We start from the raw sequence: 21,907 nt of genomic DNA, 5'->3' as shown, positions 1-21,907 counted from the left end.
CGGCGCGGGTTCCCAGCATCGCCAGGGCGGTCCCGTGGTCGCTTCCCGGCTCGGCACGGCTACCCTTGCCCGGTGCTCACCGTTCTGCTCTTCATCGTCGGCGTCCTGATCATGGTCGTCGGCCTCGCCGTGTCGATCGCCCTGCACGAGGTCGGTCACCTCGTCCCGGCGAAGCGGTTCGGCGTCAAGGTCGGGCAGTACATGATCGGCTTCGGTCCGACCCTCTTCTCGCGGACGAGGGGCGAGACGCAGTACGGCGTCAAGGCCCTGCCGCTCGGCGGCTACATCTCGATGTCGGGGATGTTCCCGCCGGCGAAGAACGGCGAGGCCGGTCGGGCGTCGAGCACCGGGTTCTTCCAGACGCTCGTCCAGGACGCCCGGACGGCCAGCGCCGAGACCATCGACGAGGGCGACGAGGAGCGCACGTTCTACCGTCTGCCCGTCTACAAGCGGGTCATCATCATGCTCGGCGGTCCGACCATGAACCTGCTCATCGCGGTCGTGCTGTTCGGCGTCGTCCTCTGCGGGTTCGGGGTGGCGCGCGAGAGCACGACCGTCGGTCTCGTCAACGAGTGCGTCCTCCCCGCGGGCTCGACGGCGACCTCGTGCCCCGCCGACGCCACACCGGCGCCCGCGTTCGCGGCCGGCCTGCGCAACGGCGACCGCATCGTGTCGATCGACGGCGAGACCATGAGCGACGGCGACCAGGTCGCGGCGGTGCTCCGCGACTCGGCCGACACGACCCTCGACGTCGTCGTCGACCGCGACGGATCCGAGCAGACGCTCCAGGTGACACCGACCCTCTCCGAGCGGTACGTCGTCGACGAGAGCACCGGCCAGTACGAGGAGGCCGCCGACGGCACCCCGGTGACGCGCGAGGTCGGCTTCGTCGGCATCGGGTTCGCGACCGAGACCGCCCGGCAGCCGGTGACCGCCGTGCTGCCCGCCGTGTGGAACAACGTCACGCACGTCGTCGATCTGATCATCCACCTGCCGCAGCGACTCGTCGGCGTCGCCGAGGCGGCCTTCGGCGGCGGGGAGCGCGACGCCAACGGGCCGGTCAGCGTCGTCGGCGTGGGGCGGATGGCCGGCGAGATCGTCAGCCTCGACTCGGTGCCGATCGTCGACCGGGCCGCCTACGTGGTCAACCTGCTCGCGAGTCTGAACGTGGCGCTCTTCGTCTTCAACCTCATCCCGCTGATGCCCCTCGACGGCGGTCACATCGCCGGCGCTCTCGTCGAGGCCGTCCGCCGGGGCTTCGCGAAGCTCTTCCGCCGACCCGACCCCGGGCCCGTCGACACGGCCAAGGTGATCCCGTTGACCTTCGCCGTCGTCATCCTCCTCGGGGGCATGAGCGTGCTGCTCATCTACGCGGACATCGTGAACCCGATCGATCTGTTCGGCTGACGGTCACTCGGCGCCCAGCGCCGAGGTTTACGATTGGGCTCGTGCCAGCAGTCAATCTCGGAATGCCGAAGGTCCCCGAAGTCCTCGCCCCGCGCCGCAAGACGCGGCAGATCAAGGTGGGCAAGGTCCTCGTGGGCGGTGACGCCCCGGTCAGCGTGCAGTCGATGACCACCACGCCGACGCCCAACATCAACGCCACGTTGCAGCAGATCGCCGAGCTCACGGCGAGCGGCTGCGACATCGTGCGTGTCGCCGTGCCCAGTCGCGACGACGCCGAGGCCCTTCCGATCATCGCGAAGAAGAGCCAGATCCCGGTCATCGCCGACATCCACTTCCAGCCGAACTACGTGTACCAGGCGATCGACGCCGGGTGCGCGGCCGTCCGGGTGAACCCCGGCAACATCCGCAAGTTCGACGACCAGGTCGGCAAGATCGCGGCGGCGGCGAAAGCGGCCGGCGTCTCGATTCGGATCGGCGTCAACGCGGGGTCGCTCGAGCCGAGCATCCTGCAGAAGTACGGCAAGGCCACCCCCGAGGCGCTCGTCGAGTCCGCCGTCTGGGAGGCCTCGCTCTTCGAAGAGCACGACTTCCACGACTTCAAGATCTCGGTCAAGCACAACGACCCGATCGTCATGGTGAAGGCCTACCGTCAGCTCGCCGAGCGCGGCGACTGGCCGCTGCACCTCGGCGTGACCGAGGCCGGCCCCGAGTTCCAGGGCACGATCAAGTCCGCCACGGCGTTCGGCATCCTGCTGGGCGAGGGCATCGGCGACACCATCCGCGTCAGCCTCAGCGCCCCGCCCGCGCAAGAGGTCAAGGTCGGTCTGCAGATCCTCCAGTCGCTCAACCTGCGCGAGCGCAAGCTCGAGATCGTCAGCTGCCCCAGCTGCGGTCGCGCCCAGGTCGACGTCTACAAGCTGGCCAACGACGTCACCGACGGCCTCGAGGGCATGACCGTGCCCCTGCGCGTCGCCGTCATGGGCTGCGTCGTGAACGGCCCGGGCGAGGCCCGCGAGGCCGACCTCGGCGTCGCCTCGGGCAACGGCAAGGGCCAGATCTTCGTCAAGGGCGAGGTCATCAAGACCGTCCCTGAGTCCGAGATCGTCCAGACCCTGATCGACGAGGCGAACCGTCTCGCAGCCGAGATGCCCCCGGGCGAGACCGGGTCGCCGCAGGTGCTGACCGTCTAGACGCGAGCCACGGGGTGCCAGGCGCCCCTGCCGAGGAGGCGCGGTGCACGTCGACCTGCACCGCGCCTCCTCGGCGTACCGGCCCGTCGACGCCACCGCTCGCCGTCGCATGTGTCGCCGTATGACCCCCGCGTGGGCGGGCGCCGTCGTGGTGCGTCATCATGGATGTGCCTCGATGGTCCGCACAGCAGCCGGCCTCGGGGCTTCCCTGTGCCATCGAGAGGATCCCCATGACCGACGCCACCCCCCTGATCGACGCCCCGAAGAAGGGCCCGGGCCGCCTCATCGCGATCATCGTCGTCGTCGTGCTCGTGCTGGCCGCCGTCGGCATCGGCTTCGCCGTCTCGCGGGGCGGATCGGGCGACGAGACCGTGCGCATCGGCGTCGTCGGCAAGAGCGACCCGTACTGGCAGACGTTCGTCGACGCGGCCGCCGACGAGGGCATCGACGTCGAGCTCGTCGACTTCGGCAGCTACGAGCAGCCGAACCCCGCGCTGACCGAGGGCGAGGTCGACCTCAACCAGTTCCAGCACATCGTGTACCTGGCGCAGTACGACGTCGCGGCCGACGCGGACCTCGTGCCGATCGGCTCCACGGCCATCTACCCGCTGCCGCTGTACTCCGAGCAGTACACCGACGTCAGCGACTTCCAGAAGGGCGACACCATCGCCGTCCCGGACGACGCCAGCAACCTGGCGCGATCGCTGCTCGTGCTCCAGTCGAACGGTCTGATCGAGCTGAAGGGCGGCGGCGACGCCTTCTCGGGCATCAACGACGTCGACACCGAGGCCTCGACCGTCCAGGTCACGCCGGTCGCCGCCGACCTGGCCGCGACGTCGCTCCCGGACTTCGACGGGGCCATCATCAACAACGAGTACGCCACGAAGGCCGGTCTCTCGGCGGAGGACGTCATCGCACAGGACGACCCCAACGACCCGGCCGCGCTGCCCTACGTCAACGTCTTCGCCGCCCGTGAGGCCGACAAGGACGACGAGACGTACAAGAAGCTCGTCGAGATCTACCAGGACACCCAGTCGGTCACCGACGGCGTCGTCGAGAACTCGGGCGGCACCGCCGTGACCGTCAAGGTGCCGGTCGCCGACCTCCAGTCGTCGCTCGACGACACGCGAGAGCTCGTCGAGCAGAACGGCTGACGCCGCCCTCGACCCCGTCCGACCCGTGTGCCGTTCCGGTCCGCGGGTCGGCTCCGTTCCCCCCGTGACGAGGAGACCCATGCCCGCCATCACCCTGACCGACGTCGTCAAGACGTATCCGCCCCGAGAGAAGGGCGCGGCTCCGCTGACGGCGGTCGACGGCGTCAGCCTCGAGATCGCCGACGGCGAGATCTTCGGCATCATCGGGTACTCGGGGGCGGGCAAGAGCACTCTCGTGCGGCTGATCAACGCCCTCGAGCCCACCACGAGCGGGCGGATCGAGATCGACGGGTCGCCGATCACCGGTCTGTCCGAGCGGCAGCTCCGGGTGAAGCGGGCCGGCATCGGCATGATCTTCCAGCAGTTCAACCTCTTCTCGTCGAAGACGGTCTGGGGCAACGTCGAGTTCCCGTTGAAGGCGGCGGGCGTTCCGAAGGCCGAGCATCAGCGGCGGATCAGCGATCTACTCCACTTCGTCGGGCTGGCCGACAAGGCCCACGCCCGGCCCGATCAGCTCTCGGGCGGGCAGAAGCAGCGCGTCGGCATCGCCCGGGCGCTGGCGACGTCGCCGGGCATCCTGCTCGCCGACGAGGCGACCAGCGCCCTCGACCCCGAGACCACCCAGGAGGTGCTGGGGCTGCTGCGTCGCGTCAACGCCGAGCTCGGCATCACCATCGTCGTGATCACCCATGAGATGGACGTCATCAAGTCGATCGCCGATCGGGTCGCGGTCATGGACAGGGGTCGCGTCGTCGAGATCGGCGAGACCTTCGACGTGTTCTCGTCGCCACGCGAGACGTCGACGAGGCGCTTCGTGTCGACGGTGGTGGCGGGCGCCCCCGCCGGAGACGAGCTCTCGGCGCTGCGCGCCCGGCACCCCGGTCGCCTCGTGACCGTGCGGGTCTCCGAGGGCGGGGTCGACCAGGGGCACGTCTTCGGCGTGCTCGCGCGGCACTCGGTCGCGTTCGAGATCGTCTACGGCGGCATCGACGAGATCGCCGGTCGCACCTTCGGCACGCTGACGCTCGCCCTGTCGGGGTCGCCCTCGTCGGTCGACGACGCCCTCGCCGACCTCGGACCGGCCGCGACCGAGCTCGCGACCCCGGAAGGACGCTGACATGGACTCCCTGATCGAACTCCAGCCCCTGCTCTGGCAGGCCGCCTACGAGACCGTCTACATCGTCGCCCTGACCCTGCTCTTCGGCGGCATCGGCGGACTCGTGCTGGGTCTCGCCCTCTATCTGACGCGCGGGGGAGCGCTGTTCGCGAACCGGGTCGTCTTCGGCGTGCTCAACGTGGTGGTCAACGTCTTCCGTCCCATCCCGTTCATCATCTTCCTGGCCGCCGCGCAGCCGCTGGCCCGGGTGGCCGTCGGCAGCGGGGTCGGCAACGCGGCGATCATCTTCACCCTGTCGCTCGCGGCGTCGTTCGCGATCTCCCGCATCGTCGAGCAGAACCTGCTGACGGTGCAGCCCGGTGTGATCGAGGCCGCCCGGGCCGCCGGAGCCGGACCGTTCCGTATCATCCGGAGCATCATCCTGCCCGAGGCGCTCGGGCCGCTGGTGCTCGGCTACACGTTCATCTTCGTCGCGCTGGTCGACATGTCCGCGGTCGCGGGCTACGTCGGCGGCGGCGGGCTCGGAGCCTTCGCCCTGCTCTACGGCTACCGCCAGTTCGATCCGGTGGTCACCTGGGCGGCCGTCCTCCTGATCATCGTGCTCGTGCAGCTGGTGCAGTTCCTCGGGAACACCCTCGCCCGGAAGGCGCTGCGCCGCTGACCCGGCGGATGTCGGAGGCGTCCCGTCGCGGTCATCCGCGACCGGTGATCCACCCGGCGGGCATGTCGGCGGCCTGGTTTACAGTGGGCGGGTGACGGACACGACGACGCCCCCGCCTCCTGCTCCCGCCCGGGGTCCGATCGCTCCGGCCGAGCTCGAGCGGGCCCGGGACGTCGTGGGGGCCGTCTCGAAGGCGTTCTCCCGCAAGGTCGTCGGGCAGACGTCGCTCCGCGACACTCTGCTCATCGCCCTGCTCACGGGCGGGCACGTGCTGCTCGAGAGCGTCCCGGGTCTCGCCAAGACGACCGCCGCGCAGACCCTGGCGCAGTCCGTGGCCGCGAGCTTCACGCGCATCCAGTGCACACCCGATCTGCTGCCCAGCGACATCACGGGCACGCAGATCTACGACGCCCAGCAGTCCACCTTCGTCACGCGCCTGGGGCCCGTCCACGCGAACTTCGTCCTCCTCGACGAGATCAACCGCTCGAGCGCCAAGACCCAGAGCGCCATGCTCGAGGCCATGCAAGAGCGGCAGACGAGCATCGGCGGCGTCGTGCACAGGCTGCCGCATCCGTTCCTGGTGCTGGCCACGCAGAACCCCATCGAGCAGGAGGGCACGTACCAGCTGCCCGAGGCCCAGCTCGACCGGTTCCTCCTCAAAGAGGTGCTCGACTACCCGTCACCGGCCGAAGAGGCCGAGATCATCCGTCGCATCGAGGCCGGCGTCTACGACGAGGCGACACCCGAGCCGCGATCCGGGGTGTCCCTCGACGACGTCGTGTTCCTGCAGGGGCTGGCGAAGCGGGTCTACGTCGACCCCTCGATCGTCAACTACATCGTCCAGCTCGTCTACGTGACCCGGCACCCGCAGCAGTACCTGCCGGGCAGCCTCGCCGACTACATCGAGTTCGGGGCGAGCCCCCGCGGCAGCATCGCGTTCACGCAGGCCGCGAGGGCCCTGGCCCTGCTGCACGGCCGCGACTACGTCATCCCCGAAGACGTCAAGCACCTCCGCCACGGGGTGCTGCGGCACCGCGTCATCCTCGGCTACGAGGCCGCCGCCGATGAGATCGCGCCCGAGACGATCATCGACGCGGTCTTCGCCGCCGTCCAGACCCCCTGACGGCCGTGCCCAGCCTGCTGCTCCGGGTGCGGACCACGATGTCCCTCCGTGCGCACCGTCGATCGCTCGATCTGCTCGAGGGCGGGTACGCGTCGATCCATCACGGTCGCAGCCACGACTTCGACGATCTCCGCGCCTACGTGGCCGGCGACGACGTGAAGGACATCGACTGGAAGGCCACGGCGCGGCACGGCGAGCCGCTCGTCAAGCGGTACATCGCGAGTCGCCGGCAGCATCTCGTGCTGGTGGTCGACACCGGGCGCAACATGGCGGCGACCGCGGCCGGCGGTGAGACGAAACGCGACATCGCCGTCATGGCGGCCGGTGCCCTCGGCTACATCGCCGCCTCGCACGGCGACACGGTCTCGCTCGTCGCTGGCGACGAGGCGGGCACCCGCGCCTTCCCGTCGGGCGGCACCGAGGCCCACCTCGAGATGCTGCTGAGGCAGATCGACCGGCGCGTGTCGCTCGACTCGGCGCGCAGTGATCTCGTCGGGGTGCTCGACTGGGTCGCGCGCGGCATCCGCCGCAGGTCGATGCTGCTGGTCGTCACCGACGACGTCGCCCTCGACGACCGGCTCTCCCGGCTGCTCCGACGTCTCCGGGCGCAGCACGAGATCGTCTGGTTGACGGTCGGCGACGCCGACCTGATGACCCGGGGCGGTCGTGCGTCCGAGGTGTTCGACGTCCACGAGATGGCCGGCCTCCCGGCCTACCTCCGCGAGAACCGCGAGCTGCGGGTCGAGTTCGACCGCGCCGACGAGACCCTGCACGACGAGACCGAGCGCGGGCTCCGCGCGCTCGGCATCAGCAGCGAACGCGTCGGCAGCCGTGCCGAGGTCGTCGCGGCCCTGTTCACCCTGATCGAGAAGCACCGCCGTGCTCGACGATAACGGCTTCTTCGGCCCGTACCAGTACCAGGGCTGGCTGCTCTACGCCATCGTGGGCGTGCTGCTGCTGGCACTGATCGCCGGCTGGTACGTGTTCGTCGTGCGCTTCACGGCCCGGCGGCTCCCTCCGGAGGCACGGCTCGCCCTCCGGGGTCGACCCGCGGTCGATCTCCCATCGCTGCGAGCCCGCTACCTCGGGCTGATCGACGACGTGGCGGTGGCCTCCGACCGCGGTCAGCTCGACGAACGGGCCGTCCATTCGCGGTTGAGTCTGCTGCTCCGGTTCTTCGTGCACGAGACCGACGGCGTCGACACGCACGTCATGACCCTCGCCGACCTCCGCGAGACGGAGCTGCCACGGCTGACCGGCGCCGTCGAGCAGTTCTACCCACCGGCCTTCCAGCGCTTGCACCCGGGAGACCCCGCCCGGGCCCTCGAGACCGCCCGAGAGGTCGTGCGGACATGGGGCTGATCTTCTGGTGGATGCCTCCGGTGCTGCTGGTCGTCGTGGCGGTCGCGGCCGTCCTGGTGGTCCGCCGTCGGCGGGGCGACCGCGATCGGCTGCGGCGCCTCGGCACACCCGTGGCGCACGGCGAACGCCTCACGCGCCTCCCCGTCTACCGCCGTCTCGTCGCCCGCTATCGGCTGGTGCTGATCGCGACCCTGGTGGCCCTCGTCGGGCTCGGCGGCGTCGCGGCGCTGCTCGCGTCGCGCGTCTCGAGCGTCGACGTCGTCGAGCCCCCGTCGTTCAAGCGCGACATCGTGCTCTGTCTCGACGTCTCGGGGTCGATGACCGAGGTCGACTCGCAGATCGTCGAGACCTTCGGTCGGCTGGCGGAGGGGCTAGACGGCGAGCGGATCGGACTCTCGCTGTTCGACAGCTCGTCGGTGACGGCCTTCCCGCTGACCGACGACTACGACTTCGTCCGCACGCAGCTCGAGCTCTACCGCCAGTCGTTCGACACCGTCGGAGAAGAGGGCACGCGGTACTGGTCGGGCACCGACCTCGGCGAGGGGGCCAGTCTGATCGGCGACGGTCTGGCCTCGTGCGTGCTCGGCTTCGACGACGACGGCGAGAGCACCAGACCCCGTTCGGTCATCCTCGCGACCGACAACTACGTCAACGGCGAGGCGCTCGTCACCCTGCCCGAGGCCGGCGAGCTCGCGGCCGACCGCGACGTCCGCGTCTACGCCCTCAACCCGGCCGACTACTCGACCGACGCCGTCGCCGATCAGGTCGCGACCGAGCTGAAGACGACCGTCGAGGCGACCGACGGCGCCTACTACGCCCTCGACGACGACACGAGCGTCGCGAGCATCGTCGAGCAGATCGACGCGCGCGAGGCCGGCCTGTTCACCGGCGCCCGGCGCCTCGTGGTCACCGACGACCCCGTCGGCTTCGCGATCGCCGGTCTCGTGGCGGCGCTGGCCGCCCTGGTGCTCCTCTGGCGGGTGCGGCTGTGACCTCGATCGTCTTCGGCCCCGTGCTCCCCACGTGGCTGCTGGCCGTCGCCGGGGTCCTCCTCGGCGGGTTCGCGGTCTGGCGTCTCGTGGCCGAGCGGCGCGGTCGTCGGCTCGCAGCCGCCTGGGCGCGCCGCCTGGCCGTCGTCGGTCTGCTCGTGGTGATCGCGGCGCGGCCGGGGCTGCCCGGCGGGTCGGCGCAGGCGTCGTCCGCCGACCTCAACGTCTTCTTCGTCGTCGACACCACGTCGAGCATCGCCGCCGAAGACTGGGGCGAGGGCGAGCCGAGACTCGACGGCGTGCGCGCCGACGTGACGGACATCGCCGAGCAGCTGGCCGGCGCCCGGTTCTCGCTCATCTCGTTCGACAGCACCGCCGTGCTGCGGACCCCGCTCACGGACGACGCCGCAGCCGTCGTGACGGCCGTCGAGGTCATGAACCGCGAGATCACCTACTACTCGACCGGCAGCTCGATCAGCGAGGCGAACGACCTCCTGGCCGAGCGTCTGGCCGAGGCACGTGAGACCGACCCTGGGCGCGCCAACGTGGTCTACTACCTGGGCGACGGCGAGCAGACCGCCGACGCCGAACCCGAGTCGTTCGACGAGGCCGCTGGCGACGTCGACGGCGGAGCGGTCTTCGGCTACGGCACCGACGAGGGCGGGCGGATGAAGGTCTTCGACGGCTACGGCGACGACTACTCGGCCGACGAGTACATCGTCGACGGCACGCAGGCCGGGTCTCCCGACGCGGTGTCCCGCATCGACGAGGAGGCGCTGGGCGCCATCGCGACGCAGCTCGGCGTCCCGTACGTGCACCGTGACGCCGCCACCCCGGTCGATTCCGCCGTCGCCGACGCGCGCGACGGGCGGGTCACCTCGACCGACGCCCGCGCCGAGAACGTCACCGAGCTGTACTGGATCGCCGCGGTGCCCCTCTTCCTGCTGGTGCTCGTCGACATCGCGCTCGTGCTGCGCGCGCTCGGCGAGATCCGCGGCGGGCGGCGGGACGAGCCGACCCGCGCCTCCTCGGCTCCGGTCCCGTCGACGAGGTCGGGATCGTGACGGCCCTGCTCGGGCCGCCGCCCGTCGACGACCGCGGCCTGTCGACTCTCGACGACGCCGGGATCACCGCCTACCGACGGAGACTCCGACGGCGACTGCTCGGCTGGTCCCTGCCGGTGGTGCTCGTGGTGCTGCTCGTCGCGGTGAAGCTGCTCAGCATGCCCGTCTTCGCGGGGCTGACGCAGTGGGCCTACGACGACCGCGCCTACGAGCGCAGCACGACGCTGAGCGAGCCGCTCGGCGTCGCGAACCTCGTCGAGCCCTGGGTGCACCACTTCGACCGGGGCACCGGCTACGCGCAGATCGGGGTGCTCGACGTCGCCCGGCGCGAGTTCGGCACCGCACTCGAGCTGGCACCCGACGACCCGACCATCTCGTGCGTCATCCGCACCGACCTCGTGCTCACCATCGAGGCGCAGGGCGACACGGCGCTGCTCGAACTCCGGTACGACGACGCCGAGGCGCTGTTCCTGGAGGGGGCCAGGGCCATCGACGAGGCTCCCGAGGGCTGCTTCCAGCCCCCCGAGCAGCAGGGCGCGCCCGACACGTCCGAACCGCTCGAGGAGGCCGACGGCCGTCTCGGCGAGAAGGAGCAGGAGGCGCAGCGCGAGCAGCAGGGCGGCGACCCGCAGCAGGGCGACGAGGGGGAGCCCGAGGGCGGCGACGCCGACGAGGGGGACGGAGGCGGCAACGGGTCCGCCGATCCCCTCGACCGTCTGCGCGAGCAGGGCGAGCAGAGCCAGCGCGACCAGCAGCAGGAGAACGACCGTCAGCGGTACTACGAGCAGAACCCGGGGGAGTACGACGGGCGACCCTGGTGAGCCCCGACCGTCGCGGCCTCCGGGTGCGCCCCTAAACTGGACCGGTGTCCACACGCCTCTCCCAGCTCTTCGTCCGCACCCTCCGTGAAGATCCCTCCGATGCGGAGGTGACGAGCCACCGGCTCCTCGTCCGCGCCGGCTACATCCGACGCCAGGCCCCGGGCGTGTTCGCCTGGCTGCCGCTCGGTCTCCGGGTCAAGGCCAAGATCGAGGCCGTCATCCGCGACGAGATGACCGCCGCCGGCGCACAGGAGGTGCACTTCCCCGCTCTGCTGCCCCGCGAGCCCTACGAGGTCACCGGCCGCTGGGTCGAGTACGGCGATGCGCTGTTCCGCCTGCAAGACCGCAAGGGCGGCGACTACCTGCTCGCCCCGACGCATGAAGAGGCCTTCACGCTGCTGGTCAAAGACCTGTACTCGTCGTACAAGGACCTGCCCCTGACGCTCTTCCAGATCCAGGACAAGTACCGCGACGAGGCGCGTCCGCGTGCCGGTCTGCTGCGCGGCCGCGAGTTCACCATGAAGGACGCCTACTCGTTCGACGTTTCCGACGCCGGTCTCGACGCGAGCTACCAGGCCCAGCGCGACGCCTACGAGCGCATCTTCACGCGACTCGGTCTCGAGTACGTGATCGTCAAGGCCGACGCCGGCGCGATGGGGGGCTCGCGCAGCGAGGAGTTCCTGCACCCGACCGCCGTCGGCGAAGACACCTTCGTGCGCTCGGCAGGCGGGTACGCGGCCAACGTCGAGGCCTTCACGACCGTCGTGCCCGAGTCGATCGCCCTCGAGGGGCTGCCCGAGGCGCGCGAGCTCGAGCCCGCCGACACGCCGACGATCGCGTCGCTCGTCGACCAGCTCAACGAGGGCCACCCCCGGGCCGATGGCCGCGACTGGACGGCGGGCGACACGCTCAAGAACGTCGTCGTGGCGCTGAGCCACCTCGACGGCTCGCGCGAGCTCGTCGTCGTGGGGCTGCCCGGCGACCGCGACGTCGACATGAAGCGACTCGAGGTGGCGTTCGCACCGGCCGAGGTCGACGCGGCGGGCGACGCCGACTTCGCGAAGAACCCCGTTCTCGTCAAGGGCTACCTCGGCCCGCAGGTGCTCGGACTCGAGTCCGACTCGGGCATCCGCTACGTCGTCGACCCCCGTGTCGTCGAGGGCTCCGCGTGGGTCACCGGGGCGAACCGCCAGGGCGTGCACGTCTCCGGTCTGGTCGCCGGTCGCGACTTCACCCCCGACGCCGTCATCGAGGCCGCGCAGGTGCGCGAGGGCGACCCCGCTCCCGACGGCTCCGGTCCCATCGAGACGGCGCGCGGCATGGAGATCGGCCACGTCTTCCAGCTGGGTCGCAAGTACGCCGAGGCGCTGGGGCTCAAGGTGCTCGACGAGAACGGCAAGCAGGCCACGGTGACGATGGGCTCGTACGGCATCGGCGTGACCCGAATCCTGGCCGTCATCGCCGAGTCGAACAACGACGAGAAGGGGCTCGTCTGGCCCGCGAACGTGGCGCCCTTCGACGTCCACGTCGTCGCTACCGGCAAAGACCCGGTCGTGTTCGAGGTCGCCGAGAAGCTCACCGCCGATCTCGAGGCGCATCGTCTCGACGTCCTCTACGACGACCGTCCCAAGGTCTCGCCCGGGGTCAAGTTCGGCGACGCCGAGCTGCTGGGCGTCCCGCAGATCGTCGTCGTCGGCCGCTCCGCCGGCGAGGGGATCGTCGAGCTCTGGGACCGCCGCACCGGCGAGCGGACCCCGGTGCCCGTGGCCGAGGCGGTCGCGACCCTCTCGGCTCCCCGCGCCGTCTGAGCGGCGGTCGACCCGCGCCTCCTCGGCTCCGAGCCCGGGAGGCGAGGGTCGGCCGAGCCGGCCGTCCCGCGGTCGCCCCTCACTCGGGTACCGTAGGGGGATGCTGTGTGCGCCACCGCGCGTGCAGCCTGCAGATCTGAATAGTGGAGGCCCTCAGTGGACATCGACCTGAGTGTGCTGCGCCTCATGGAGCGCGAGCGTGAAATTCCCTTCGACGAGCTCGTGGGCATCATCGAGCAGGCCATCCTCACGGCCTACCTGAAGCACACGGACCAGCCCGAGAGCCGCGTTCCGGCTGCTCGCGTCGAACTAGACCGGAAGACCGGCCACGTGTCCGTCTTCGCCATCGAGCGCGACGAGGAGGGCGAGGTCGTCGGCGAGTCCGTCGACAGCCCGAGCGACTTCGGTCGCATCGCCGCGTTCGCCGCCAAGCAGGTGATCAACCAGCGTCTCCGCGACATCGGCGACGACAAGGTGCTCGGGCAGTTCAAGGGCCGGGAGGGCGACATCGTCGCCGGCGTCATCCAGCAGGGGCCCAACCCCCGCATGGTGCACGTCGACCTCGGCACCATCGAGGCGATCCTGCCTCCCGAAGAGCAGGTGCCGGGCGAGAAGTACGTGCACGGGTCGCGCATCCGCGTCTACGTGACGGGTGTCAGCAAGGGCACGAAGGGGCCGCAGATCACGGTCTCGCGCACGCACCCCTCGCTCGTCCGCAAGCTGTTCTCGCTCGAGGTGCCGGAGATCGCGAGCGGCGTCGTCGAGATCGTGTCGCTGGCCCGCGAGGCCGGTCACCGCACCAAGATCGCCGTGCGCGCCACCGAGGCCGGCGTCAACGCCAAGGGCGCCTGCATCGGCGAGATGGGCGCGCGCGTCCGTGCCGTGCAGACCGAGCTGAACGACGAGAAGATCGACATCGTCGACTACTCGAGCGACCTGCCCGTCTTCGTGGCCAGCGCCCTGTCGCCGGCCAAGGTGTCGTCGGCGTTCGTCATCGACAAGGCGACGAAGGCCGTCCGCGCGCTCGTGCCCGACTACCAGCTCTCGCTCGCCATCGGCAAGGAGGGCCAGAACGCCCGCCTGGCCGCGAAGCTCACGGGCGCGCGGATCGACATCCAGCCCGACAGCATCCTCGAAGACGACTGAATCGCCGAGACCGGGCGTCTCGTATCCGACGACCCGAGGGGGTAAGGTGGAACCCGTCAGAACGTGCATCGGTACTCGAGCGCGCGCTCCGCGATCCTCACTCGTGAGGGTCGTCGCCCGAAACGGACGCCTCGTGGTCGACCCGACCGCGTCGCTCCCCGGGCGGGGTGCGTGGTTGACGCCGTCGATCGACGCGTTCGAGTCGGCAGCGAAGCGCAGGGCCTTCCGCCGTGCACTCCGCCTCGACTCCGAACCCGACATCGACGAGCTCCGCGCCTTTTTCACGCGGATCACCGCTGCACGACCAGTAGCCACGACAGAACAGGCTGAACGGCACATGGACAACTAATGAGCGGCTCGAAATGAGACCCGTCCAGAACTGAAGGCTCTTCCCGTCTCGGGAGGAGCCCGAGACAGGAGAACTGTGGCTAAACCACGCGTACACGAGATCGCCAGTGAGCTGGGGATCGACAGCAAGACCGCACTAGAGAAGCTGAAGGAGATGGGCGAGTTCGTCAAGGGCCCGTCCTCCAGCGTCGAGCCCCCCGTGGCTCGCAAGCTGCGTCAGGCATTCGCCGGCGCCGCCAAGCCCGCCGCCACCCCGGCCGCATCCGCACCCGCCGCTGCGGCGGCCCCCAAGGCTCCGGCCTCGTCGGCGCCCAAGCCCGGCGGTCCCCGTCCCGCGGCTCCCAAGCCCCCGGTGGCCGAGCCCGAACCGGCTGCCGCCCCGGTCGCCGAACCCGACGTCGAGGCTGCTCCGGCACCCGTCGCCCCGCTGACCGTCGCCGAGCGCCAGGCCCAGGCCGAGGCGCAGCGCGCCGCCGCCGCTGCGGCGAAAGACGACACGGCCGCGCCCGCGGCCGACGCCGCGACACCCGGTGCCGCCGGCCCCAAGCCCGGCGGACCCCGCCCGGGCGCACCCCGCCCCGGCAACAACCCGTTCGCGAGCAACCAGGGCATGGGTCGGCCGAGCGCCCCCCGACCCGCCGGCTCCGGTGCGGCGAGCAGCATGCCGCGTCCCGGTGGCGCAGCAGGCCCCCGCCCGATGGCTCCGCGTCCCGGCGCCCCTCGTCCCGGTGCACCTCGCCCCGGTGTCGGCGCCAGCCCCCGTCCCAACGGCTTCGGCCAGCGTCCCGCCGGTGCGGGTGCCCGTCCCGGCGGCGCCGGTGGCGGGTTCCAGCGTCCGGGTGGCGGCGCTCCCGGCGCTGCAGGCGGATTCCGTCCCGGCTTCGGCCCGCCCCGTCCCGCCGGTGGCGGCGGCGGTCGCGGTCGTGGCCCCGGTGGCGGCACGGCCGGTGCCTTCGGTCGCGGTGGCGGCAAGAGCAAGGCCCGCAAGTCGAAGCGGACGAAGAGGGCCGAGTTCGAGATGCGCTCGGCTCCGTCGCTGGGTGGCGTCAGCGTCCCCCGTGGCGACGGCAGCACGATCGTCCGTCTCCGTCGCGGTGCCTCGATCAGCGACTTCGCCGACAAGATCGACGCGAGCCCCGGCAACCTGGTGACCGTCCTCTTCCACCTCGGTGAGATGGCGACGGCGACCGAGTCGCTCGACGAGGCGACCTTCCAGGTCCTCGGCGAAGAGCTCGGCTACAACATCCAGGTCGTCTCGCCGGAAGACGAAGACAAGGAGCTCCTCGAGGGCTTCGACATCGACCTCGAGCAGGAGCTCGAGGACGAGGACGAGTCCGTCCTGCAGATCCGTCCTCCCGTCGTCACGGTCATGGGTCACGTCGACCACGGTAAGACGCGACTCCTCGACGCGATCCGCAATGCGAACGTGGTCGCCGGCGAAGCCGGTGGCATCACCCAGCACATCGGCGCCTACCAGGTCTGGGCACCGCACGAGGGCGTCGAGCGCGCCATCACCTTCATCGACACACCCGGTCACGAGGCGTTCACCGCCATGCGTGCCCGCGGTGCGCAGGTCACCGACATCGCGATCCTCGTGGTCGCGGCCGACGACGGCATCATGCCGCAGACGGTCGAGGCGCTGAACCACGCCCAGGCGGCCAACGTGCCGATCGTGGTCGCGGTCAACAAGATCGACAAAGAGGGTGCGAACCCGGCCAAGGTCCGTCAGCAGCTCACCGAATACGGCCTCGTCGCCGAGGAGTACGGCGGAGACGTCATGTTCGTCGACGTGTCCGCGCGCGACAACAAGAACATCGACGCGCTGCTCGAGGCCGTCCTCCTCACGGCGGACGCCGGTCTCGACCTGCGGGCGAACCCCGACAAGGACGCCCGTGGTGTCGCGATCGAGGCCCGTCTCGACAAGGGACGCGGTGCCGTCGCGACGGTGCTCATCCAGTCGGGCACGCTGCGCGTCGGAGACGCCATCGTCGCCGGCACGGCCTACGGCCGCGTCCGAGCGATGATGGACGAGAACGGCGAGGCCGTCCTCGAGGCCTACCCCAGCCGCCCCGTGCTGGTGCAGGGTCTGTCGAGCGTCCCGCGAGCCGGCGACACCTTCCTCGTCACCGAGGAGGACCGCACGGCCCGCCAGATCGCCGAGAAGCGCGAAGCCGTCGAGCGCAACGCCTCGCTGGCCAAGGCCCGCAAGCGCATCTCGCTGGAGGACTTCACCCGCGCACTCGAAGAGGGCAAGGTCGAAGCGCTCAACATCATCATCAAGGGCGACGTGTCGGGTGCCGTCGAGGCGCTCGAGGAGTCGTTGCTCAAGATCGAGGTGGACGACAGCGTGCAGCTGCGCATCATCCACCGCGGTGTGGGTGCGGTCACCGAGAGCGACGTCAACCTGGCGACCGTCGACAACGCGGTCATCATCGGGTTCAACGTGCGACCCGACACGAAGGCTCGTGAGCGCGCTGCTCGCGAGGGTGTCGACGTCCGCTTCTACTCGGTCATCTACGCGGCGCTCGAAGACATCGAGAACTCGCTCAAGGGCATGCTCAAGCCCGAGTTCGAAGAGAAGCAGTCCGGTGTCGCCGAGATCCGCGAGATCTTCCGTTCGTCGAAGGTCGGCAACATCGCCGGTGTCATCGTCCGCTCCGGAACGATCACCAGGAACGCCCGGGCCCGGGTCATCCGCGAGGGCGTCGTCGTCGGCGACAACCTGGCGATCGACTCGCTCCGTCGCTTCAAGGACGACGTCACCGAGGTCCGTACGGACTTCGAGGCCGGTATCGGTCTCGGCAAGTTCAACGACATCCAGATCGGCGACGAGATCGAGACCATCGAGATGGTCGAGAAGCCGCGGGTCTGACCCCCGGCGTCATCGCAGCACACGAGGCCCCGCTCCGACTACGGTCGGGGCGGGGCCTCACCCCTCTCGCCACGACGGCGAACAGCACGAAGGAGCTCACAATGGTCGACGCGCAACGCGCCCGCAAGATGGCCGACCGCATCCAGGAGATCGTCGCCCGACGTCTCGAACGCGGCATCAGAGACCCCCGCCTCGGTTTCGTCACGATCACCGACGTCAAGGTGACCGGCGACCTGCAGCACGCCTCGATCTTCTACACGGTCTACGGCACCGACGAAGAACGTCGCGACACCGGCGCCGCACTCAAGTCGGCCACCGGCATGCTCCGCAGCGAGGTCGGCAAGAACATCACGGCGCGGCTGACGCCGAGCCTCGAGTTCATCCTCGACGCCCTGCCCGAGAACGCGGCATCGATCGATCGTCTCCTGCAGGAGGCGCGACAGCGTGATCACGAGAGCCAGACGATGGCCTCGTCCGCAGAGTTCGCCGGTGACGCCGACCCGTACGTGAAGCCCCGCGATCTCGACGACGACGAGGACGACCCCGACGCGGACGACGACGCGGCGTCCGTCACGCCGACCTCGGGCGACCCCGACGGATCCGACGCCCCGAACCGCTAGTCGGCGAGGACGTAGCCCTCGTCGGTCGACCCCGTGGCGAGTCCGTCACGGATCAAGCCGGCGAGGGCGCGTTCGCGTTGCACAGCGTCCGCCCAGACGGCGTCGAGCTCCGTCTGCGACACGGGTACGTCGCTGGCGCGCAGCTCGGCCATGATGAGGCCCCGCACCTGACGGTCCGAGCCCTCGAACCTCGCCTGGCCCCGGAGGCGCGGGCCGACATGCTCCGGACGTCCGGCCAGCACCCATGCGCACCGGTCGACCAGGGGACACGCGTCGCATCGGGGGGAGCGTGCCGTGCAGACCAGCGCACCCAGCTCCATGACTCCTGCGCTGACGACCCGCGCCTCCTCGGCGTCCTCGGGCAGCTGCGCCTCCATGAGGGGGAGGTCGCGGCCGGCCTTCGGGGCCCACGGCTCGGCGAGACCCTCGACGGCACGGGCGAGGACCCTCCTGACATTGGTGTCGACCACCGGGTGGCGGTGTCCGAAGGCGAACACGGCGACGGCCCGGGCCGTGTAGTCGCCGACGCCCGGCAGCGCGAGCAGGGAGGGGACGTCCTCGGGGACGACGCCGTCGTGGCGCTCCACGATGGCGACGGCTGCGGCGTGGAGAGCCAGCGCCCGGCGGGGGTAGCCGAGCCGATCCCAGGCGCGGACCGCCTCCGACGGGGGCGACGCGGCGAGGTCGCGAGGCGTCGGCCAGCGCTCGAGCCACAGCTCCAGACGCGGTACGACCCGGGCCACGGGCGTCTGCTGCAGCATGATCTCGCTGACGAGAGTGCCCCAGGCGGTGAACCCGGGGCGGCGCCACGGCAGGTCGCGGCCTTCGACTCGGAACCACGCGGCGACGGCGGGGGAGATGCTCACCGGACGAGCCTACGTGCGTCGGCGGACGGCCGTCCCCGCTCGTTGTCGGAGGTGCGGCGTAGCGTGGACGCATGACGACCAGATGGGCCCCGGCCAAGAAAGACACCCTCCGCGAGCTCGCGGCCGAGATCGTGCACAACTACGGCCGAGGCCGGGTCGTCGTCGCCGTCGACGGCGACACCGCCGGTGAGCCGGGGGTGGGCCCCTTCGCCGACGACCTCGCCGAGGCGATCCGCGAGTCCGGTCACACGGCCTTCCGCGCGTCCCTCCGGGCCTTCTCCCGACGACCGGCGTCGGCGCCCCGCGACGCCGAACCCGAGCTCGACGAGAGCGTCCTGCGTCGAGTGCTCGTCGAGCCGTTCCTCCTCGGTGGCAGCATGGGCTGGGTCGAGGCGGCCTTCGACGCGGAGGCGGACCGGGCGCTCGAGCCGGCCTGGGTGACGGGTCCGGCCGACGCCGTCCTGGTGGTCGACGGCACCGACATGAGCCGCCCCGGGCTGGCGGGCATCTGGCACTACCGGGTGTGGGTGTCGGTGGGCGACGCCCGCACGGCGGGTCGTGCCACGGCCTCCGCCGTCGTCGGCAACGACGATCCGGAGCATCCGCGTCGCCGATTCGACGACGCATGCTGAGCACGGTGCGGCACGGGGTCGCCTCGACCTGCGATAACGTCGTCTGGTGAACAGCGGCATCCTCCTCGTCGACAAGCCGCAGGGCATCACCAGTCACGACGTCGTCGCCCGGGTACGACGCGCGGCGGGAACCCGCAAGGTGGGCCACGCCGGAACACTCGACCCCCTGGCGACGGGTCTGCTGGTCGTCGGCCTCAATTCGTCGACACGGCTGCTGACGTTCCTCGTCGGTCTCGACAAGGGCTACGACGCGACCATCCGCCTCGGCGTGTCGACCACCACCGACGACAGCGAGGGCGACGTCACCGGCCGTGCCTCCGCCACGTCGGTCACCGACGCCGCGATCGACGAGGGCGTCGCAGCCCTCACCGGTCCGATCAGCCAGGTGCCGACCACGGTCAGCGCCATCAAGGTCGACGGTCGCCGTGCCTACGACCTCGCCCGCGAGGGCGTCGAGGTCGAGTTGAAGGCGCGCGACGTGACGATCTCCGAGTTCACCGTCCTCGATCGGCGAGAGACCGTGGTCGACGGTCTGATCGTCCGCGACCTCGACGTGCGGGTGTCGTGCTCGTCGGGGACGTACGTCCGGGCCCTGGCCCGAGACCTCGGCGCGGCACTGCACGTCGGCGGGCACCTGACGGCGTTGCGCCGGACTCGCGTGGGGCCGTTCGACGTGACCCGCGCCTCCGTCCTCCAGGGCATCGACGTCGCACCCGCCCTGCTCGCGCCGGCGGACGTCGCCGAGACGCTGTTCCCGGTGTGGCGCATGACCGCCGACGAGGCGACCGACCTCGGCCACGGCAAGCGCGTGGCCCTCGCGCTCGACGACGCTGACGGGCCGATCGCGGCCCTCACGCCTCACGGCGCTCTCGCCGGGCTCGTCTCGGTGAGCGGCGGGCGTGCGAGACCCATCGTCAACTTCCCGAGCGACGAGGTCGTCCTGTGATCGAGTGGTTCACCTGGGTGCAGGTCGTCGTCGCCTGCGTGGCGGGCATCGTCTGCCTCGTCGCGGGCTTCTCGGGGCGCCTGCCGAACGACATCACCGTCGGCGCGACCGCGCTCGTCCTGGTGCTGCTCCTCGTGCAGCTGGTGGTGGCGATCGTCGCGCCCTTCGCCGGCAACGACCCGACCGGCAACGTGGTCGAGTTCTACATCTATCTGATCTCCGCCATCCTGCTGCCGCCGCTGGCCGTCGTGTGGGCGCTGGTCGACCGTTCCCGCTGGAGCAACGTCGTCCTGGCCGCCGCGGTCTTCGCCGTCGCGGTCATGGTCTACCGGATGCTGCAGATCTGGACGGTGCAGACGGCATGATCCCCCTCCTCCCTCCCCGGTCGTCGAACGGCGACCCCGAGTCATATCCTTGGTCGTGATGGACACTCAGAAGTCAACGCGCGCGGTCGGTGTCGGCCGCGTCCTGATCGCCGTCTACGCCGTGCTCGCCCTCGCGGCGACCGGGCGTTCGGTCTTCCAGATCCTCGAGCAGTTCTCCGAGGCCCCGCTCGCCTACACGCTGAGCGCCCTCGCGGCCGTCGTCTACATCGTGGCCACCGTGTCGCTGATCACCCGCGGGCGGACCTCGTACGCGGTCGCGTGGGCCACGATCGCCTTCGAGCTCGCCGGCGTGCTGATCGTCGGCCTGCTGACCACCCTCGACCCCGAGCTGTTCCCCGACGACACCGTCTGGTCGTTCTTCGGTCGCGGGTACGGCTTCATCCCGCTCGTCCTCCCCGTGCTGGGCATGATCTGGCTGGCGCGCACGAGACCCCGCGGCGGCTCCCGCTGATGGAGTTCTACGGATCGGCGGCCGACGTCCCCGAGGGGTTCGGACCGAGCGCGGTGACCATCGGCAAGTTCGACGGCGTGCACGTGGGTCATCGAGCGGTCATCGACCTGCTCGAGGAGGTCGCGGCCGCCGAGGGGCTGACGGCCACCGTCGTGACCTTCGACCGTCACCCCCTCGCCGTCCTCCAGCCCGACCGGGTCCCGACGGCTCTGGTCAGCAACCGCCAGAAACGCGAGCTGCTCGACGCGGCCGGGGTGGCGGCGACCCTGATGCTGCCGTTCGACGACGAGCTCAGGGCGCTGACGCCGACCGAGTTCGTCGACCGGATCCTCGTGGGCGCCCTGCACGCCCGGGTGGTCTTCGTCGGCGACGACTTCCGGTTCGGCGTCCGGGGGAGCGGCTCCGTCGCGACGCTCCGAGAGCTGGCCGGGTCGCGGGGCTTCAGGGTCGTGTCGATCGACGACGTGCGTCCTGCGGGCGGGCGCCGCGCCTCCTCGACCTGGATCCGCGAGCTGCTCGACTCGGGGCGCGTGCGCGAGGCCGGTCATCTCCTGGGGCGCGATCCGGCCGTCCGCGGCGTCGTCGTGCACGGCGAGCAGCGCGGTCGCGAGCTGGGGTTCCCCACGGCGAACCTCGCACCGTTCAGCGAGGGGTTCGTCCCCGCCGACGGGGTCTACGCAGCACGCGTCGTCATCGACGGGGTGACGTACCCCGCGGCCGTGTCGGTCGGCAACAACCCCACCTTCGACGGCGTCCCCGCCAAGCAGGTCGAGGCCCACCTGCTCGACGTGACCCTCGACCTGTACGGTCGCGAGGCGACGGTCCACTTCGTCGACTGGGTGCGCGGCAACGTCCGGTTCGACGGACTCGACGCGCTCATCGAGCACATCGCCGCCGATGTGAGACGGACGCGCGAGATCCTCGGGGTCCCCGCCCCGGCCTGA

General features: G+C 70.7%; 22 protein-coding genes. 21 read left to right on the top strand and 1 reads right to left on the bottom strand.

Features of this window, described 5'->3' with window-relative positions:
- Positions 1-72 precede the first annotated feature (72 nt).
- The 16 genes from ACZZY9_RS02730 to rbfA all read left to right on the top strand — a co-directional run bounded on the left by ACZZY9_RS02730 (position 73) and on the right by rbfA (position 17,682).
- Positions 73-1,407, top strand: coding sequence for a M50 family metallopeptidase (locus tag ACZZY9_RS02730; RefSeq protein ID WP_463462887.1), 1,335 nt, complete (start codon positions 73-75; stop codon positions 1,405-1,407).
- 41 nt (positions 1,408-1,448) lie between these two features.
- Positions 1,449-2,597: a flavodoxin-dependent (E)-4-hydroxy-3-methylbut-2-enyl-diphosphate synthase gene (ispG, locus tag ACZZY9_RS02725; RefSeq protein ID WP_182501110.1), complete on the top strand. Its 1,149-nt coding sequence runs from the start codon at positions 1,449-1,451 to the stop codon at positions 2,595-2,597.
- A 230-nt stretch (positions 2,598-2,827) separates the two neighbouring features.
- On the top strand, positions 2,828-3,751 hold the full coding sequence (locus ACZZY9_RS02720; protein WP_463462886.1) for a MetQ/NlpA family ABC transporter substrate-binding protein: 924 nt from the start codon (positions 2,828-2,830) through the stop codon (positions 3,749-3,751).
- A 79-nt stretch (positions 3,752-3,830) separates the two neighbouring features.
- Positions 3,831-4,868 (top strand): methionine ABC transporter ATP-binding protein, encoded by a 1,038-nt coding sequence (locus ACZZY9_RS02715; protein WP_463462885.1) that lies wholly within the window; start codon positions 3,831-3,833, stop codon positions 4,866-4,868.
- A 1-nt stretch (position 4,869) separates the two neighbouring features.
- A complete protein-coding gene (locus ACZZY9_RS02710) occupies positions 4,870-5,529 on the top strand; it encodes a methionine ABC transporter permease (RefSeq protein ID WP_192058070.1) in 660 nt (219 codons plus the stop codon).
- 91 nt (positions 5,530-5,620) lie between these two features.
- A complete protein-coding gene (locus ACZZY9_RS02705; protein WP_463462884.1) occupies positions 5,621-6,652 on the top strand; it encodes an AAA family ATPase in 1,032 nt (343 codons plus the stop codon).
- Between the two features lie 5 nt (positions 6,653-6,657).
- A complete protein-coding gene (locus tag ACZZY9_RS02700; RefSeq protein ID WP_463462883.1) occupies positions 6,658-7,545 on the top strand; it encodes a DUF58 domain-containing protein in 888 nt (295 codons plus the stop codon).
- The gene (locus tag ACZZY9_RS02695) at positions 7,532-8,014 is read left to right on the top strand and encodes a hypothetical protein (RefSeq protein ID WP_463462882.1); all 483 of its coding nucleotides are present in this window, start codon (positions 7,532-7,534) and stop codon (positions 8,012-8,014) included. The genes ACZZY9_RS02700 and ACZZY9_RS02695 overlap by 14 nt, the downstream gene beginning before the upstream one ends.
- On the top strand, positions 8,005-9,006 hold the full coding sequence (locus ACZZY9_RS02690; RefSeq protein WP_463462881.1) for a vWA domain-containing protein: 1,002 nt from the start codon (positions 8,005-8,007) through the stop codon (positions 9,004-9,006). The genes ACZZY9_RS02695 and ACZZY9_RS02690 overlap by 10 nt, the downstream gene beginning before the upstream one ends.
- Complete coding sequence (locus tag ACZZY9_RS02685; RefSeq protein WP_463462880.1) at positions 9,003-10,067, top strand: vWA domain-containing protein; 1,065 nt, start codon at positions 9,003-9,005, stop codon at positions 10,065-10,067. The genes ACZZY9_RS02690 and ACZZY9_RS02685 overlap by 4 nt, the downstream gene beginning before the upstream one ends.
- Positions 10,064-10,888 carry a hypothetical protein gene (locus tag ACZZY9_RS02680; protein ID WP_463462879.1) on the top strand — a complete coding sequence of 275 codons (825 nt, stop codon included), beginning with the start codon at positions 10,064-10,066 and terminating at the stop codon, positions 10,886-10,888. Before ACZZY9_RS02685 ends, ACZZY9_RS02680 begins: the two co-directional genes overlap by 4 nt.
- Positions 10,889-10,932: 44 nt before the next feature.
- Entirely contained in the window at positions 10,933-12,696 is a 1,764-nt protein-coding gene (locus tag ACZZY9_RS02675; protein ID WP_463462878.1) for a proline--tRNA ligase, read from the top strand.
- Positions 12,697-12,852: 156 nt separating this feature from the next.
- Positions 12,853-13,842, top strand: coding sequence for a transcription termination factor NusA (gene nusA / locus ACZZY9_RS02670; RefSeq protein ID WP_192058055.1), 990 nt, complete (start codon positions 12,853-12,855; stop codon positions 13,840-13,842).
- Between the two features lie 46 nt (positions 13,843-13,888).
- Positions 13,889-14,191, top strand: coding sequence for a YlxR family protein (locus tag ACZZY9_RS02665; protein ID WP_463462877.1), 303 nt, complete (start codon positions 13,889-13,891; stop codon positions 14,189-14,191).
- 75 nt (positions 14,192-14,266) lie between these two features.
- On the top strand, positions 14,267-17,062 hold the full coding sequence (infB, locus tag ACZZY9_RS02660) for a translation initiation factor IF-2 (RefSeq protein ID WP_463462876.1): 2,796 nt from the start codon (positions 14,267-14,269) through the stop codon (positions 17,060-17,062).
- 101 nt (positions 17,063-17,163) lie between these two features.
- The gene (gene rbfA, locus ACZZY9_RS02655; protein ID WP_463462875.1) at positions 17,164-17,682 is read left to right on the top strand and encodes a 30S ribosome-binding factor RbfA; all 519 of its coding nucleotides are present in this window, start codon (positions 17,164-17,166) and stop codon (positions 17,680-17,682) included.
- Here the strand turns inward: rbfA and ACZZY9_RS02650 are convergent.
- Positions 17,679-18,548: an HhH-GPD family protein gene (locus ACZZY9_RS02650; protein WP_463462874.1), complete on the bottom strand. Its 870-nt coding sequence runs from the start codon at positions 18,546-18,548 to the stop codon at positions 17,679-17,681. The two genes, rbfA and ACZZY9_RS02650, sit on opposite strands and share 4 nt — an antisense overlap.
- Positions 18,549-18,619: 71 nt before the next feature.
- Between ACZZY9_RS02650 and ACZZY9_RS02645 the strand changes: the two genes are divergently transcribed.
- The 5 genes from ACZZY9_RS02645 to ACZZY9_RS02625 are packed head-to-tail and all read left to right on the top strand — an operon-like array spanning position 18,620 to position 21,907.
- Positions 18,620-19,180: a nucleoside/nucleotide kinase family protein gene (locus ACZZY9_RS02645; RefSeq protein WP_463462873.1), complete on the top strand. Its 561-nt coding sequence runs from the start codon at positions 18,620-18,622 to the stop codon at positions 19,178-19,180.
- 43 nt (positions 19,181-19,223) lie between these two features.
- Positions 19,224-20,126, top strand: a complete 903-nt coding sequence (gene truB, locus ACZZY9_RS02640; RefSeq protein WP_463464628.1) for a tRNA pseudouridine(55) synthase TruB — start codon at positions 19,224-19,226, stop codon at positions 20,124-20,126.
- Complete coding sequence (locus ACZZY9_RS02635) at positions 20,123-20,491, top strand: hypothetical protein (protein WP_192058041.1); 369 nt, start codon at positions 20,123-20,125, stop codon at positions 20,489-20,491. Before truB ends, ACZZY9_RS02635 begins: the two co-directional genes overlap by 4 nt.
- A gap of 58 nt (positions 20,492-20,549) precedes the next feature.
- A complete protein-coding gene (locus ACZZY9_RS02630; protein ID WP_463462872.1) occupies positions 20,550-20,963 on the top strand; it encodes a hypothetical protein in 414 nt (137 codons plus the stop codon).
- Positions 20,963-21,907 (top strand): bifunctional riboflavin kinase/FAD synthetase, encoded by a 945-nt coding sequence (locus ACZZY9_RS02625; protein ID WP_463462871.1) that lies wholly within the window; start codon positions 20,963-20,965, stop codon positions 21,905-21,907. Before ACZZY9_RS02630 ends, ACZZY9_RS02625 begins: the two co-directional genes overlap by 1 nt.

The sequence above is a fragment of the Frigoribacterium sp. AC394 genome, assembly GCF_979258095.1.
Note: the sequence above shows the minus strand (reverse complement) of the source record. Positions and strands in the feature narration are given on the sequence as shown.